This is a genomic window from Microcoleus sp. Pol17C6, assembly GCF_036701145.1.
Classification (GTDB): Bacteria; Cyanobacteriota; Cyanobacteriia; order Cyanobacteriales; family Microcoleaceae; genus Microcoleus.
In genome coordinates this window covers 48,856-62,987 of sequence record NZ_JAUBQH010000015.1, presented here as the reverse complement: position 1 = coordinate 62,987, position 14,132 = coordinate 48,856, and the positions used below count along the sequence as shown (strand labels likewise).

Sequence of the window (14,132 nt, the reverse complement as noted above, 5' to 3'; positions counted from 1 at the left end):
AGCTAGAAATTGAAGTTTTGAGCCAGGAGGCAGAAGGAAGGAGCCAAAAGAAGTGTTTTTACAAATATGAGATGCTCCCCAACAATCGATCAATTAGTTCTCGTGCCTGCTGGTAAATCATTTGATCAACGCGGAGGTTCAATGAATTGCCGATCCTGGCTGTTTTATTCTGCGTAGAGGCTGCCCCCCGTGACTGCCCCAATTTCACCAAATACCTAACAAATCGTGGATGGGTCGGATCGGCATTCTTGGCACGACCAGAGTCAAAACAATGATTTCCCTGAGAATGAAATCGCCCTGATTGCCGATCGCACTTAACACACTTAAACCCTTGTTTACTGTTGTGAATGCCACCTTTTTGACAGTCTGGCAATAAGAACAGTTAGGACAAAGAGGCTTTGTAAGCTATAGATTAGCAATAACTACTGCTAATCTAGCATCATTACTTCTAGGGTACTACCGGAAAAATCTGGTCTTTTTCTTAATATCTATAAAATCCTAGTTGTGCCATCGGGTATTTTGTACGTAACTACAATCTATCATTACTTTTTTACCACAACTAAGGTAGTTGATAACTGCTCGATCGCACAATCAACTCACCTTGACGCGGATCGCGGCTGAAGATAAAAGCTCCTTCTTGAGTTTCGCCGCTTGACAAAAAATCAATTTGTTGGTCGCCGGATTCCAAGACTTCGCCGTTGACGCGCAGTTCGGCAAAAATTTGCACTGATTCGGCTGTTTCGCCGCCCGTGTTTGTCACTGTAAACGGTACGTAAAATTGCCCTTGAGTTTCGCGAATAGGCGTGTTCCGAGTGACAGAAATAATCGGAGGTTCCTGCTTTTTAGTCACCCAGTTGTAAAGTACGAGCCCGGTGAGGGTAAAAAGGATAGAGCAGGCGATCGCAAATGTCGCCCATTCAGCAGGAGTTCTTTTTTGTTGCTGTTCTTTATTATTTTCACTCATACCGCCAACCTCCCCGCTGCGCCGCCAATTGTCGCCGGCAATCCCAATACTAACGTATAGCTCAACCAAATCGACCACGGGTCGTCAAAACTGAGTTTTTGGAAGAAAAACATCATAAATGCAGAAGCCGCCAGCGACACTAGATACGCCATGACAGTTTCGCTGAGGGGACGCTGAAAAATCCCTTGCTGCTGCTGCCGTTTTGCTTGATAAGTAAAGCCTGCTACAAATACAATACCGTAGGAAATTAGCAGCGAGGCGGCGATAATTGCTAATTGCCAAGGCGGCGAAATACCTGCGGCTAGCATGGGAATTTCGTCAGTTGGGGCGATGTTGAAAGCAATGATCATCGCGCCGATTAAAGTAGCGCCGATATCTGCTACAGTTGGATTGATGGTAGGTTCCTTTTCGCTGTCTGAGCTTTGATAGCGATCGCCACTCAAGAAACCGCTTGCTAGAGCAACTCCCAAGGCAAACGGCAGGCCTTCAAATATGATTTTCCCCAAAGTTTCTTGCAGCGGAGTCTCCGGAGTAATTTCCCTGAGCAAAAACAGGACAAAAGCGGCGCAGACAATGCCGATGGCGATCGCTTCTACGGTATCGATTGCAGCATCTAGCCAGCGGATGTCCTTAGTTTTGCGAAAACCTTCAGTGCGAGTCAGCAAGAAAACGACGATAAAAGTAGTTGCGATCGCGATCGACATTTCCGCTGGTTTAGTATACGAACCGATCCACCAAACCTCCATCGTATAAAGCAGGGGAGTACCAAACAAAAAGCCGCCTGATGCACCTCGAATTATGTCGTTTAGTTCATTTGACCACTGATTTTTACGTCTTTTTGATCTTTTCATGTTTGATTGAAAACGCGCCTCAAAAAAGGCAATCTCTAATTGGACATTTTTCAAGTTTTATCGTAGATAGCTTATGCACTCAACTTTGTGCATAAGCTATTAAAAATTTTTCTCTAGCAATTCCCACCTTAGTACAAATTGATCTCAGTTTCCCTGATTTTATTTGCTCGTGGTTAGGCATTACTAACGGAGTCTCCGTGCCATCCTAATTCTATCGCACCCTGACAATATCTTCGCGTTATCTAATAATCCGAAAACCTCACAACTGAAATGTTCTGATGACTCGTCTTTTAGAAGCATCGACAGGAAACTTTGACCTTAAATAGCAACCTCTGCTTCTACTAAAAAAGTCTCGATCGCAGGTGATTCGTTTTGCATTGTTTCTTTGCCAAATACTTCGATGTAGCAGCGAATAGCTGACTTTACATCAGCTAAGCCTTATTCATGGGTGTCACCTTCACAAACTACGACACCTTTGATATCAAGGGATAGGCTACATAACCATCGGAATGTTTTTCAATGATGATTCTAAATTGTTTCATCTTCGCCTCTTTATTTTTAAACTAACTTAATTCACCACACCCGCGCGATCGCATAAGCATCAAAAATAGCATCAACGCTCAAAACGGGTATCTGTTCTGCCATAGATTGTGCAATTATCAGCCTGTCAAATGGGTCACGGTGATGCAAAGGCAGTGAAGCCACAACCTCAATGTGGTCGAAAGTTATTTCCAGTATATCAATTCTATTAACTGCGATCTGCTGCTTGATAAACTTCATAAAAGGCATACTAAAAGTTAGCCTACCTATACTATATTTTATCGCCATTTCCCAGACGCTAGCTGTACTGAGGAGAATATCGTTCTCTCCGTTGTCAATTAGCGATCGCCCTGTTGCGGTGAGTATTGAACTGTCGGTTGTATACCAAATAAAGGCATGAGTTTCCAACAACAACCTCATTCCATGTACTCCTTAAACTCTTCTAGCGGTTCGTCAAAATCATCGGACATCCAAACCATTCCTTTGGCACTTCCTGCTTGCCGATTGGGTTTAGCTTGTTTGGGAATTACGTAAGGATTCAGGTCACTGAACTCCTTGCTGGGCAAAGACTTTAGATATGGAGCTTGATACTAAATCAATCTCTATTCTCAATAAACCACGAAAAACTGTCACTTCTCCTCGTTTATTGACAATTAACCACGAAAGACAAAAACCCTTATTTTGCCCTAAAACCCTTGCCAGACAAGCGTTGGAGCCGCAAGTTTTTAGACCTGAATCCTTACGGAATTACTACCAATTTTACAACAGGCTGGTTATCTTGAGTAATCGCCACTTCTTCCCCTCTCATCGCCGCTTCGATTAATTCCAGAAGTTTTTCTTTAGCCTCAATAAGGTCTACTATATACATAACTTGTGCCTCCTTAATATCAATCTACAACATCACCTTTCTAACTCAATTAGATAAATCCTCTTCCTCCAAATCTACAGGCTGAAACTCTAAATCACCAGGCTGCAACTGAGCGGGAGTAGCCGGAATCGCCGCAATTATTGCATCGATTACCTTCGCCACCGGAATAATCTCCATCCCCAAATCTGGCACCGGTTGATTCTTAGGAATAATCGCCCTTTTGAAACCCAATTTCGCCGCCTCCCTCAGCCGCAACTCTAATTGGGAAACCGGCCGCACCTGTCCCCCCAAACCCACTTCCCCAAGCAAAACAGTGCGCGCATCAACCACCCGATCGCGAAAACTGGCCACAACGGCGATCGCAACTGCCAAATCCGCCGCCGGTTCGTCCACCTTCAACCCGCCCACCGTCGCCAAAATCACATCTAATTTAGATAAAGGAATCCCCACCCTTTTCTCTAAAACAGCTAAAATTTGCTGCAATCTAGCATTATCCACACCAGTAGTAGTGCGGCGCGGCGAACCAAAACTCGCAGGGCTGACTAATGCCTGAATTTCCACTAAAATCGGTCGAGTTCCTTCGCAAGTAACAGTCGTCGAAGTACCGGGAGAAAATTCATCTCTATTCCCTAAAAACAACTCCGACGGATTATCTACTTCTCGCAAACCGTTGGCTACCATTTCAAAAACACCGATTTCATGAGTAGCGCCAAAACGGTTTTTCATCGATCGCAAAAGTCGATGAGAAGCAAAGCGATCGCCCTCAAAATACAGTACAGTATCTACCAAATGTTCCAAAACCCTCGGCCCGGCCAAAGCTCCATCTTTCGTAACGTGACCGACAATAAATAAAGTAATATTTTCCCTTTTCGCAACCTGCATCAAAGCAGATGTACATTCCCGCACCTGAGCCACCGAACCCGGAGCCGATGTTAAACTAGCAAAATAAATAGTTTGGATGCTGTCAATCACCGCTACATTCGGTTTCAGCGCTTCCAACTCCCGCAAAACAACTTCTAAATCCGTCTCTGGAAGCAAATAGAAATTCTCCGCTGAATTGTCCTCCGAATCCTTTTTAGCTTCCCCGTTACTGCCAGATTTATGCCCGCCGTTGCTTGACAATTCAACCGGATTAGCCACGCCCAAACGCTGCGATCGCAACTTCACCTGCTGGCCGGACTCCTCCGCACTGACATACAGTATCCGATCCTTGCGGGACAACATATTCGCCACCTGCAACAGCAGCGTCGATTTCCCGATTCCCGGTTCCCCCCCAATCAACACCAGCGAGCCCGGAACAATCCCGCCTCCCAAAACTCGATCGAGCTCCCCGTAACCAGAAGGCCAGCGAGACTGAGTTTGGTCGGAAATCTGCGATAATCTGAAAGATACCCTTGGTTGACCCTTCGACTTATCAGGGGGCGAACCGCCCACTGTCTTAGTTGTCACCCCTGTTAAACCCGCCCGCGACACAGCAGCAGTAGGTTGTTCTAACTGCTCGTCAAAAGAATCCCACTTCTGACAGCTAGGACACCTGCCAAAATATTGTGGTGAATCATACCCGCATTCCCGACAAATATATTGTATTCGAGGCTTAGGCATTGTTTACCAAAAAGATGGGTCTAAAGCCCCGCTCTTCAGGGCTACTTGTTAATCCATAGTAGCATCTCAAGCCATTCTTATATTAGGTATGCTACTATAAGAATAGGAGGAAATACCATGCTAGTTCTTGAGTTCAAAGCCTACGGCAAAGCGCTTCAGTTCGTTGCAGTAGACGAGGCGATTAGGATAACTCAGTTTATTCGGAACAAATCGCTCAGGCTGTGGATGGATGGCAACGCTAAGTCTTGGTTAGAGATGTCTCGGAACTGTGCTGTTCTGGCAAAAGAGTTTGACTTTGCAAATAGATTAAATTCTATGGCAAGGCAGGCTAGTGCAGAACGGGCATGGGCTGCAATAACTCGGTTCTACGAAAATTGCCAGAAAAAGACTCTCAAGAAAAAAGGTTTCCCTAAATTCCAAAAAAATTGTCGCTCTGTAGAATACAAAACCTCTGGCTGGAAACTGGCAGAAGACCGAAAATCAATCACCTTCACCGATAAATGTGGGATAGGTAAACTCAAGCTGAAAGGGACTCGCACTCTGCTGTTCTATAGCTTAGATCAAGTAAAACGGGTTCGACTGGTGAAGAGAGCTGATGGTGTCTATGTTCAGTTTAGTATTTCCGTAGACCGCTCTGAATCTATCCCCGCAACGGGTAATGCTATAGGGTTAGATGTGGGTTTGAAGGAATTCTATACCGATTCAAACGGTGAAACAGCAATCAATCCCCGATTCTTCCGCACAGGTGAATTGAGATTAAAGAAGGCCCAAAAGCGCTTATCAAAGCGGGTTAAGGGCTCAAACAATCGTCGCAAAGCACGGGTGGTTCTGGGTAAGAGGCATCTCAAAATAAGTAGGCAACGTAAAGACCATGCTGTCAAGTTAGCGCGGTGCGTAATCACATCAAACGATGTAGTGGTCTATGAAGATTTGAGAGTGCGAAATATGGCAAAGAATCACTGCCTTGCAAAATCGATTAACGACGCATCTTGGTATCAGTTCCGTATTTGGCTGGAATATTTCGGCAAGGTGTTTGGGAAAATCACGATTGCCGTAAATCCAGCTTATACGAGCCTTGAATGCTCTAGCTGTGGGACAGTGGTGAAAAAGACTCTATCCACCCGTACCCATGCTTGTCAGTGTGGATGCGTCCTAGATAGAGACCACAATGCAGCTAGAAATATCCTGAGTCGAGGATTAAGTACGGCGGGGCACGTCGGAACTTTTGGACGAGTCCAATAAACGTTTGGGGAGTTGAGACCGCTACTGAGGTTGGTGCAAACCTATCTCAGCAAGTCACGACGCGGAACCAAGAATCCCTGCGCCTTGAGACCGGGGAGTGTCAATATGATAAATAGTCACCCTAACATTTAGAAAAGTTTGAGTTAAAGCAATTATCAAGCTTTCAGACCGAGCCCCACACATGATTCAATTGGTGTCTTCTATGATAGGGTACAAAAAATTAACACTATCTGAAATGTAACTTAAGGAGTGCTCGGTAACTTGGAAAACCATAAAGAAAAAATTCTGGTAGTCGATGACGAAGCCAGTATCCGCCGCATTCTGGAGACTCGCCTTTCCATGATTGGCTACGATGTCGTCACCGCTGCTGACGGCGAAGAAGCTCTCGAAACATTTCGCAACACCGAACCCGACTTAGTGGTTTTGGACGTGATGATGCCGAAGCTAGACGGTTACGGCGTCTGTCAGGAGTTGCGTAAAGAGTCAGACGTGCCTATCATCATGCTAACTGCTTTGGGAGACGTAGCCGATCGCATCACCGGTTTAGAATTGGGCGCCGACGATTACGTCGTCAAACCTTTCTCTCCCAAAGAACTCGAAGCCCGCATCCGTTCGGTACTGCGGAGGGTTGACAAAAACGGAGCATCGGGGATTCCCAGCTCCGGAGTCATCCACGTCACCAATATTAGGATTGACACCAACAAGCGCCAAGTTTACAAAGGCGACGAACGAATTCGGCTCACGGGCATGGAATTTAGCTTGTTAGAACTGCTTGTCAGCCGTTCTGGAGAGCCTTTTTCGCGATCGGAAATTTTGCAGGAAGTTTGGGGATACACGCCAGAACGCCACGTAGACACCCGCGTAGTGGATGTTCACATCTCGCGGCTGAGGGCAAAGTTGGAAGACGACCCCAGCAATCCCGAACTAATTCTCACCGCCCGTGGCACCGGCTATCTCTTCCAGCGAATTGTCGAAATTGGAGAAGTAGGATAAAGTCAGTTGGCAGTTGGCAGTTGGCAGTTGGCATTAGTTAAATTACCAACTACCAATTACCAATGACTAATGACTAATGACTAATGACTAATGACTAAATCTGATCCTAATAAAGTTTTGCGGCAATTGCCCTTAGTTGCAGGAGGATTAGCAGGTACGCTGCTAATGGTAAACCGCTTGCTGACAGAGCAAATTACAGATTCTCAAGCTCGATCGGACGCTTTGGGAGTAATTATCAGCGCTCTGCTGATTTTAACAGGTTTGCTGTGGCAGCAGGTGCAAGCGCGATCGCCCGATTCGGTAAAACTTATCGGCGAAGAAGGTTTTGAATTTGCGCCGGATTTGCCGGAGGCCGTGAAAATAGAATTAGCCTGGGCGTCGCGTTTGCTGTTGACAAATACCGCCACAAGGTCGATCGTTGCTGTGTATCAGGGAAAAGTTTTATTGCGGCGTGGCATTTTAGGCATCAATTCCGAAGTCAAACCAGGGCCGATTTTGCAGCGAGTGCTCGACAAAAATAAACCAGTTTATTTAGTAAATCTCAATATTTATCCCGGGCGAATTGAATTTGACTATTTGCCAGAAAATACTCAAGGAGTCATCTGTCAGCCCATCGGCAGCCAAGGCGTTTTAATCTTAGGTGCTAACGCCCCCCGCAGCTACACCAAACAAGATGAAAACTGGGTTGAAGGCATTGCCGACAAACTAGAAAATACCATCAATCGATTTGAGATTTGAGATTTGAGATTTGAGATTTGAGATTTGAGATTGTGGATTGTCGATTGTCGATTGTCGATTGTGGATTTGAGATTCTGGACTGTGGATTTGAGACTGGAGACTTGAGATTGTGGATTTCACAATGCCAGCCCTGTCAAGGTGCGATCCTCTTCGAGGGCTGCGCTAACGACCGATTTGCCTCATTCTCGGTGTTGGCTATCGGCAATAAACAAGATTTATTACCGATATCTTTTGAAAAGAAGAAGAGCCAGCGCTCCCCCCAACGAAATTTCCAGGGTTTGAGGGTCTTCTTAACCACCAAGACGCGGGCTGCGTGTACAGGGCGCACCTTAGTCCTCAACAAGAATCTCCGGGTGCGCTAGGCGCACCTTACTAGCTCACAAATCGCAACTCAAAACTCAAAACTACTCGCGAGCCCAGTCAGTACCGCGCCACAGCGTAAAAAACAAAACACTAGAAATCAGCGCGCCCAGCAGCCACTTAACAGCATTTTTAAATAACCCCACACGCTGACTTTGCTGAACCGCAGCACTTTGCGTCTGTAACCGTTCCTTAGCCGGAGTAATTCTCGAAAGAATTTGCTCTTTCAATTGCTGTGGGTTTTGCGTATCCGCTTGTACCCCCAAACGAGTAAGTTCCCCCGCCAAATTCCTTAAATCTTCAGGACTACCCTTATTGAGCCGTTCTTCCACCTGCTGCAACTGAGCTAATTGTTGGTTTGCTTGAGTAGTAATTTGCTGGTTGTTTTGGTTATTGACGTAGATAGTGCCAAAAATTCCCAAAGGCAGCATCAACAGAAAAACCAGACCTAGCAGCAGACAAACCCAAGACAAAACCTTCAAAAAAACGTCTTCCAAACCTCTGCGGTCGTACCCTTCACCAAAAAATATCAGCGCCATTGCCAGTAAAGGAACGGGTACCCGTTCCACTATAGCCCCAATTGTTTGCAATTCCCAGAGGCGATTGCCAAAATTTGCTGGTATAAGAACTGCAATTGTATCTAATACAGACAAAATTAATAGACCGTAGCCAATCCAACGCAGTCTGTAGATAGAAAAACCTTGTTCGCCTTGTAAGTCATTCATAAAATAATCAGAGTTGTTGTTAAGAAAAATCTGTCTTGACGCCGCCCAAGAACGGATACAAGCCCCCGACAACAGTCGTGGAGAGTCAAAAATTTTAGACTCTTGTTCCAGCTTCCAGATTCACCTGTGGAGTAAATATAAAAGCTAAAAGCTAAAAGCTAAAATCGACTGAATCGAGTCAAGGCTCGGGGAATCGCGGCTGCCACCACTCATACCAAGAAACCCAAGCATTCTCTAGAATTTTTTTGGCATCTTCTGGAGTTGTTTTATCCAAAGGCACAGACATCTGAGTCCACAAACAGCGCCGGTCTTGAATATTTCCCCTACCCAACAACCAAAACAGAATACGGTTGGGCTGCCAATCGCGAGTATTTCGATTATATCTAAACTGTTGGGAAGTTACTGTAGGACTGCCATGAGGATTGATACACGAACTCAAATACAGTCGATTTTGCTGTTGCACAATTCCGTGAAACCCCGCGCCTTGAGTGTTTACTAATGCTAGTTTACCAGGATACGACTTGAGAATAGTATGTCCCCTCATCATACCTTCCACATCCCCAATGGTGTTTACGGCATAGCGCATCTCTATGTCTAGAGCCATGCTATTTTTTTGATATTCATATTTCCTGGCAGCTTTGAATTCTGAATTTTCCTTAATTTTCAGAAGCGCGCTCTTGTTGAGTTTCCACTCGGCTAGAGGCACCGACTCGGGAAACTCAAAAGGGGTTGCCACATTCTTGCCGTCCGATGGATAGAAAACCAATTTTCCGGCAACCAACAAAACGCCTCCAAAAGTAACAGCCAACAGGGAAATCCTAAGTGGTTTCCAAGAGATAATAGCCATTAGCAATTCTGTCCTTCCTGATTTGGGGGTTGGTCTTTCAAAATTGCAAACCAGCAGAATAAACCGAAAATAAATACAGCAATCATAGAAAATATTACCGAACCATTTCCTTCGTGCCAGTATTTAAATGCTTCTGGTTGAGATAGCGATACCAGCACGGCCAGGAGACCAACTCGCGCGGCATTCACTACAAATGCAGTAATTATTGCCACGAATGGCAATACCATTTTCTGACCCGTAGTGGTAGGAAACATCAGTAAGAAAACCAGAGCTAGTCCTAACAATTGTAGCATCGCATTCACCCCGGAACAGCCGTGATTCACTTCCACGCTGCCCTTTTCCAGGATTAGAAAAACCCCTTTTTGCACCACTTCAAATCCTAGATAGTGGAGGAGGAAAGCTGAAAATTTAGCTGTTAGTTTGGGGACATCAACGAATACTCCGATTAATCCGGGAGGAATAGCTGTATAGCCAAGAATTAGAAGTTCCTGCCAATATTGTTTCAGTCCTTTTGTGCCGGAAGCCAGCAATGCGAGACTAATTGCAGACAAAAAAGGCGTTGCTCGGATAAAAAAGTCGTATCCCGATATCGAGGAACTTTTGAGCAATATTAAAGCAATTAACGATGTCCCAAAGAAGCTGGCGAAAACTCCGCTTTCAAAAGTTAAGGATTCGTGCCTTTCCCAAATGAGAAATGCTACGACTCCCCAAAACAGTAACATTGTACCGAACAGGTCTGTGTCGTTTGTTCTGGAAGTTAGAGTTAGGTGTATGGCAATCAAACCGGAGGCGATGCCTAACAGCCAGTATTTAGGTTCTTGGACGTGCTTGAGCCAGTTTATTTCGGTCATTGGTGCTTTTTGTTTTTCCTAAAAGCTTCTAAAATGCTTAATCTTGTAACTATATTAAAATTATCAGCTACAAACACTTAAATTTATGCGTTTCAGATGATTTTTAACTAAATCTTCACAATGATTGACAAGGGCGAATGTGTGTGATACTTACCTCCACCTAATTAAATCTGAAGTTAGGCGCAAAGATTAAAGAAAACAGGTTTTTTAACTGTGATCGATCGCACTCAACTAAATATTTTCCTTTCTCTAACCCGGTTTCTGCGCCGGGAGTTTAAATGTAAAGCTTGAAGGCAAGACATAAACCTTTCTGGACGCACTCTTGAGCGGGAAAACCAGTTTTTTACTGGTTCTGGTTTTTGGTAGCCCGTGCGTCCAGGAGTAGATTAGTTAGAGTAGACTTTCCGGTAGTAAGTTTGATATTCCTCAGAAAGCAGGGGTTCCCACCAATCCCGATGGGCTAAGTACCATTCTACAGTCTGCCGCAAACCTTCTTCAACTGTTACTGAGGGAGTCCAACCTAACTCTGTTTTAATTTTGGTGGCATCAATAGCATAACGCCGATCGTGTCCGGCTCTGTCTTTGACAAATGTGATCAATTGTTCGCAAGGACGGGCGGGTAAATCCTCAGCTAATTCGTCCATTAGCTGACACAGCATTTTTACTAAATCGAGATTTTTGACCTCGTTGTTGCCGCCAACATTGTAGGTTTCCCCAGGCTGACCACGGTGAATAACAGCATCTAAAGCGCGGCAGTGGTCGAGAACGTAAAGCCAATCTCGCACGTTTTGACCGTCGCCGTATACTGGCAGCGGTTTGCCCAATAGCATATTGATGCACATTAATGGAATGAGCTTTTCTGGGAAGTGATAGGGGCCGTAATTGTTGGAACAGTTGGTGATAATTGTCGGGACGCCGTAGGTGTGGAAATAGGCGCGGGCGAGGTGGTCGCTGCCAGCTTTGGAGGCTGAGTAGGGACTGTTGGGCGAGTAGGCAGTTGTTTCTGTGAAGGCTGGGTCATCGGGGCCGAGACTGCCGTAAACTTCGTCGGTAGAAACGTGGAGGAAGCGCATTTGTGCTTTGAGAGATGCCTCATCAATTGCTTCTAAATGCTTGCGGAAGGCTTCTAACAGTGTGAAGGTTCCGACAACGTTTGTTTGAACAAAGGCGGCAGGCCCGATAATTGACCTGTCAACGTGGGATTCTGCGGCAAAGTGCGCGACTGTGGTGATGTTTTCTTCTTTGAGCAAGGTATCGACTAAGGTACGATCGCAAATATCCCCCTGCACAAACCGAAAATTTTCGCCTCCTTCCAAAGTTGCCAGGGTTTGTCGGTTTCCGGCGTAGGTTAAAGCGTCCAGTACCACTACTCGATCGCCCGGATAGCTGCTGCACCAGTGATGCACAAAATTCGAGCCGATAAATCCAGCCCCGCCCGTCACCAACAATCGGCGAGGGAATCGCTCAATGCCTTGATTCGCGTTGTCTGTCATAAAAATAAGAGTTATTCCAATAACTAAGCCTTTACAAAAGTAGCCTTAAAAGTAGTTTGTCACCAACTGTTTGCCAGTCTGTAACTAAATTTTCTACTGTCTCACCTCCGATTTTCTAATTTGGGCGCGATCAAAGTATTGGTTCACAAAACTTGAAATTCTACCGATCGGTTAGTTAAAACGCTTACACAGTAAGCATTTCATATATTTAAGCGGGCAATTTTAAATTTGAATGGCGTGACGCTATAGCTGACTTTTGCGATCGATCCGCGATATGGGCGGCGCACAGAGTTGATACATTTGTAAAGAGCTGTTACCATTAATTTTTTAATTATCCTTTACAATCTCCAGAGCACCATGAAGAAGTTTCAAGTGTTAGCTGGCATTGCTTCCGTCGTCGCGATCGCAAGCAGCATCGCCATAGGTGACGCCGCATCTGCTTTCCCCTGTTCCTACAGCAAATCTGGCGCGGCTAAATCTGGTTCTGCGACAACGATCCTAGGTTCCGGCGGCTCGGAGCGCATGAATCCCTGGAAATCCTACAAAACAGCAGCTCTCGGTTTCCTAGGTTTGGCTGGAGTTTTGGGTGGCGGAGCGGCCTACATGAGCTACCGTGCCGGCAAGCGCGCTTCTGCTGCTTGCGCTGCGATGACCGATAATTTTGAAGTTTTTGAAGAGTCGCTCGATCCGATCGCAGATGCAGATGTTTCTGGACAGATGGAAGTTCCGGCGTTGCTCGATTTGGCTGGGGCGGGTGCTGTAGCTGAGTCAGCAGATGGGGTTGCAGCCGTTCGCGAACACCCAGAAGCTCCGGGCGGCGAGCTGGATTTGCCGGTTTCGCCAGTTGCTGAGTTGAGTTCTGAAATTGCGATCGAACAAGTCCAAAGCGCGATCGTCAAATAGTTATCTCAAACCAACGTATTCGCTTAGCGCACCTCCAATCTTGCAAGATTGGAGGTTTTTTGAGTTGAAATTATCTACCCCTACAATTTCTTGTCATGGCGATCGCGAAGCACTGCCAACAATAGACAGATGAATCGATAGCACACAATATCATATTCCGGCTAAGCAAACGAGCGCTGAATTAATATCAATTAAAAAAACTCTTGCTACCATCATCAATCTCATAGCAATTATTAAAAATCGCTGCTCCCAGTCAGGACAAGGCTGTGCGGTTTTCCTACTGTAATTTAACTGTATTTGATCCGATGGAAAACTGCTATAAAATTAGATGAGTCAAAGCGAGACAGTACGCTGCCTAGGCGATCGCTAAAAATACTCTTCAGATCAATCTGAGGGTAGACGGCAAGAGTTCAAATCCCCTGCTATGGTGGGAAATATAGCCCTACAGATTACAACTATAGGTTATTATGAATGCTTGGCGCGATCGATTCAATCAATTTACAGGTAAAACTCGACTGGCAGTTTGCCGGGTGTTCGTTTACCTAACAGGCGAAGAAGTTGCACCGCTGTTAGGAGTTCTCAACCGCACCGCCAGACAAGCAATTGATGGCGATGGCGACATAGCAGTTTTAGGAGAAGGTCTTGTAGAAATTTGCAATCACCTGTTGCAGTACGACAACTACTGGCAAGCAGCCGCCAATGAAGGCGATATTTTTTGGAATGAAGGCGAAGCCGGCGATTATGTGGATGAACTTTTCACGGATTCAGCCGAGCGCTATCTCAGCGAGCCTCAATACAGTACATCGGTTTACGATAAAAATTCCCCCTTGTCTTTGCCGGTAACTAGAAATGTGGTGGTGATGCTGACAGTTGCGTATGAAGGCGAAGTTCCTGCCCTAGAAACTGACCTTGCTGACATCAGCGCGCTGAAAGTCGGTTTAAAAGCCCTGATTAATTTACATTACCAAGAAAGGCTCCGAGCTGTGCAAGTTCACTTTTCTCCCGCACAGTTGGGAGACGAACTTACCAACGACCAAGTGTTGGTCAATTTCCCCGAACTTATTCCCCTTTAAGGAAGGAGTAATTAGTTATTAGTTATTAGTTATTAGTTATTTGCGGTGCCCAGAGCGGAGTCGAAGGGTTATTTGCTACCAA

At 45.5% G+C, this 14,132-nt stretch carries 15 protein-coding genes and 1 pseudogene; 5 read left to right on the top strand and 11 right to left on the bottom strand.

Annotated elements, in window-relative coordinates; all coding sequences use genetic code 11:
• Window positions 1-204: 204 nt before the first annotated feature.
• From QUA25_RS10145 to radA, 7 genes are all read right to left on the bottom strand, one after another.
• Window positions 205-354, bottom strand: coding sequence for a hypothetical protein (locus QUA25_RS10145; RefSeq protein WP_333037329.1), 150 nt, complete (start codon window positions 352-354; stop codon window positions 205-207).
• Between the two features lie 205 nt (window positions 355-559).
• Complete coding sequence (locus QUA25_RS10140) at window positions 560-964, bottom strand: TIGR02588 family protein (protein ID WP_333037328.1); 405 nt, start codon at window positions 962-964, stop codon at window positions 560-562.
• Window positions 961-1,815 (bottom strand): TIGR02587 family membrane protein, encoded by an 855-nt coding sequence (locus tag QUA25_RS10135; protein WP_333037327.1) that lies wholly within the window; start codon window positions 1,813-1,815, stop codon window positions 961-963. The genes QUA25_RS10140 and QUA25_RS10135 overlap by 4 nt, the downstream gene beginning before the upstream one ends.
• 573 nt (window positions 1,816-2,388) lie before the next feature.
• A complete protein-coding gene (locus QUA25_RS10130; protein ID WP_333037326.1) occupies window positions 2,389-2,775 on the bottom strand; it encodes a type II toxin-antitoxin system VapC family toxin in 387 nt (128 codons plus the stop codon).
• Window positions 2,772-2,921, bottom strand: a complete 150-nt coding sequence (locus QUA25_RS10125) for a DUF2281 domain-containing protein (protein ID WP_333037325.1) — start codon at window positions 2,919-2,921, stop codon at window positions 2,772-2,774. Before QUA25_RS10125 ends, QUA25_RS10130 begins: the two co-directional genes overlap by 4 nt.
• 173 nt (window positions 2,922-3,094) lie before the next feature.
• Entirely contained in the window at window positions 3,095-3,223 is a 129-nt protein-coding gene (locus tag QUA25_RS10120) for a type II toxin-antitoxin system prevent-host-death family antitoxin (protein ID WP_333037324.1), read from the bottom strand.
• Window positions 3,224-3,268: 45 nt separating this feature from the next.
• The gene (radA, locus tag QUA25_RS10115; protein WP_333037323.1) at window positions 3,269-4,825 is read right to left on the bottom strand and encodes a DNA repair protein RadA; all 1,557 of its coding nucleotides are present in this window, start codon (window positions 4,823-4,825) and stop codon (window positions 3,269-3,271) included.
• 117 nt (window positions 4,826-4,942) lie between these two features.
• On the opposite strand from radA, the pseudogene QUA25_RS10110 reads away from it, so the two are divergent.
• The 3 genes and pseudogenes from QUA25_RS10110 to QUA25_RS10100 all read left to right on the top strand — a co-directional run bounded on the left by QUA25_RS10110 (window position 4,943) and on the right by QUA25_RS10100 (window position 7,798).
• A pseudogene (locus QUA25_RS10110) lies at window positions 4,943-6,183 on the top strand (RNA-guided endonuclease InsQ/TnpB family protein).
• Window positions 6,184-6,328: 145 nt separating this feature from the next.
• Window positions 6,329-7,060, top strand: a complete 732-nt coding sequence (rpaB, locus tag QUA25_RS10105) for a response regulator transcription factor RpaB (RefSeq protein ID WP_071587789.1) — start codon at window positions 6,329-6,331, stop codon at window positions 7,058-7,060.
• A 90-nt stretch (window positions 7,061-7,150) separates the two neighbouring features.
• Window positions 7,151-7,798: a cofactor assembly of complex C subunit B gene (locus tag QUA25_RS10100; RefSeq protein WP_333037322.1), complete on the top strand. Its 648-nt coding sequence runs from the start codon at window positions 7,151-7,153 to the stop codon at window positions 7,796-7,798.
• A 404-nt stretch (window positions 7,799-8,202) separates the two neighbouring features.
• On the opposite strand, the gene hpsJ-A is transcribed toward QUA25_RS10100, so the two are convergent.
• From hpsJ-A to rfbB, 4 genes are all read right to left on the bottom strand, one after another.
• Entirely contained in the window at window positions 8,203-8,883 is a 681-nt protein-coding gene (gene hpsJ-A, locus QUA25_RS10095; protein ID WP_333037321.1) for an HpsJ-like protein, cyanoexosortase A-associated, read from the bottom strand.
• Window positions 8,884-9,061: 178 nt separating this feature from the next.
• A complete protein-coding gene (locus tag QUA25_RS10090; RefSeq protein WP_333037320.1) occupies window positions 9,062-9,730 on the bottom strand; it encodes a cyanoexosortase A system-associated protein in 669 nt (222 codons plus the stop codon).
• The gene (crtA, locus tag QUA25_RS10085) at window positions 9,730-10,581 is read right to left on the bottom strand and encodes a cyanoexosortase A (protein WP_333037319.1); all 852 of its coding nucleotides are present in this window, start codon (window positions 10,579-10,581) and stop codon (window positions 9,730-9,732) included. The genes QUA25_RS10090 and crtA overlap by 1 nt, the downstream gene beginning before the upstream one ends.
• Before the next feature lie 386 nt (window positions 10,582-10,967).
• A complete protein-coding gene (gene rfbB / locus QUA25_RS10080; protein ID WP_333037318.1) occupies window positions 10,968-12,074 on the bottom strand; it encodes a dTDP-glucose 4,6-dehydratase in 1,107 nt (368 codons plus the stop codon).
• A gap of 357 nt (window positions 12,075-12,431) precedes the next feature.
• Here rfbB and QUA25_RS10075 point away from each other — a divergent pair, with 357 nt between their 5' ends.
• Window positions 12,432-12,977, top strand: a complete 546-nt coding sequence (locus QUA25_RS10075) for a hypothetical protein (RefSeq protein ID WP_333037317.1) — start codon at window positions 12,432-12,434, stop codon at window positions 12,975-12,977.
• A 467-nt stretch (window positions 12,978-13,444) separates the two neighbouring features.
• Window positions 13,445-14,050 (top strand): DUF1517 domain-containing protein, encoded by a 606-nt coding sequence (locus QUA25_RS10070; protein ID WP_333037316.1) that lies wholly within the window; start codon window positions 13,445-13,447, stop codon window positions 14,048-14,050.
• Window positions 14,051-14,132: the final 82 nt, after the last annotated feature.

What these genes read in the sequence shown, in the direction of transcription:
- QUA25_RS10140 (WP_333037328.1), bottom strand. Translation starts at nt 964, where the DNA reads ATGAGTGAAAATAATAAAGAACAGCAACAAAAAAGAACTCCTGCTGAA.
- QUA25_RS10135 (WP_333037327.1), bottom strand. Translation starts at nt 1,815, where the DNA reads ATGAAAAGATCAAAAAGACGTAAAAATCAGTGGTCAAATGAACTAAAC.
- QUA25_RS10130 (WP_333037326.1), bottom strand. Translation starts at nt 2,775, where the DNA reads ATGAGGTTGTTGTTGGAAACTCATGCCTTTATTTGGTATACAACCGAC.
- QUA25_RS10120 (WP_333037324.1), bottom strand. Translation starts at nt 3,223, where the DNA reads ATGTATATAGTAGACCTTATTGAGGCTAAAGAAAAACTTCTGGAATTA.
- radA (WP_333037323.1), bottom strand. Translation starts at nt 4,825, where the DNA reads ATGCCTAAGCCTCGAATACAATATATTTGTCGGGAATGCGGGTATGAT.
- QUA25_RS10100 (WP_333037322.1), top strand. Translation starts at nt 7,151, where the DNA reads ATGACTAAATCTGATCCTAATAAAGTTTTGCGGCAATTGCCCTTAGTT.
- hpsJ-A (WP_333037321.1), bottom strand. Translation starts at nt 8,883, where the DNA reads ATGAATGACTTACAAGGCGAACAAGGTTTTTCTATCTACAGACTGCGT.
- QUA25_RS10090 (WP_333037320.1), bottom strand. Translation starts at nt 9,730, where the DNA reads ATGGCTATTATCTCTTGGAAACCACTTAGGATTTCCCTGTTGGCTGTT.
- crtA (WP_333037319.1), bottom strand. Translation starts at nt 10,581, where the DNA reads ATGACCGAAATAAACTGGCTCAAGCACGTCCAAGAACCTAAATACTGG.
- rfbB (WP_333037318.1), bottom strand. Translation starts at nt 12,074, where the DNA reads ATGACAGACAACGCGAATCAAGGCATTGAGCGATTCCCTCGCCGATTG.
- QUA25_RS10075 (WP_333037317.1), top strand. Translation starts at nt 12,432, where the DNA reads ATGAAGAAGTTTCAAGTGTTAGCTGGCATTGCTTCCGTCGTCGCGATC.
- QUA25_RS10070 (WP_333037316.1), top strand. Translation starts at nt 13,445, where the DNA reads ATGAATGCTTGGCGCGATCGATTCAATCAATTTACAGGTAAAACTCGA.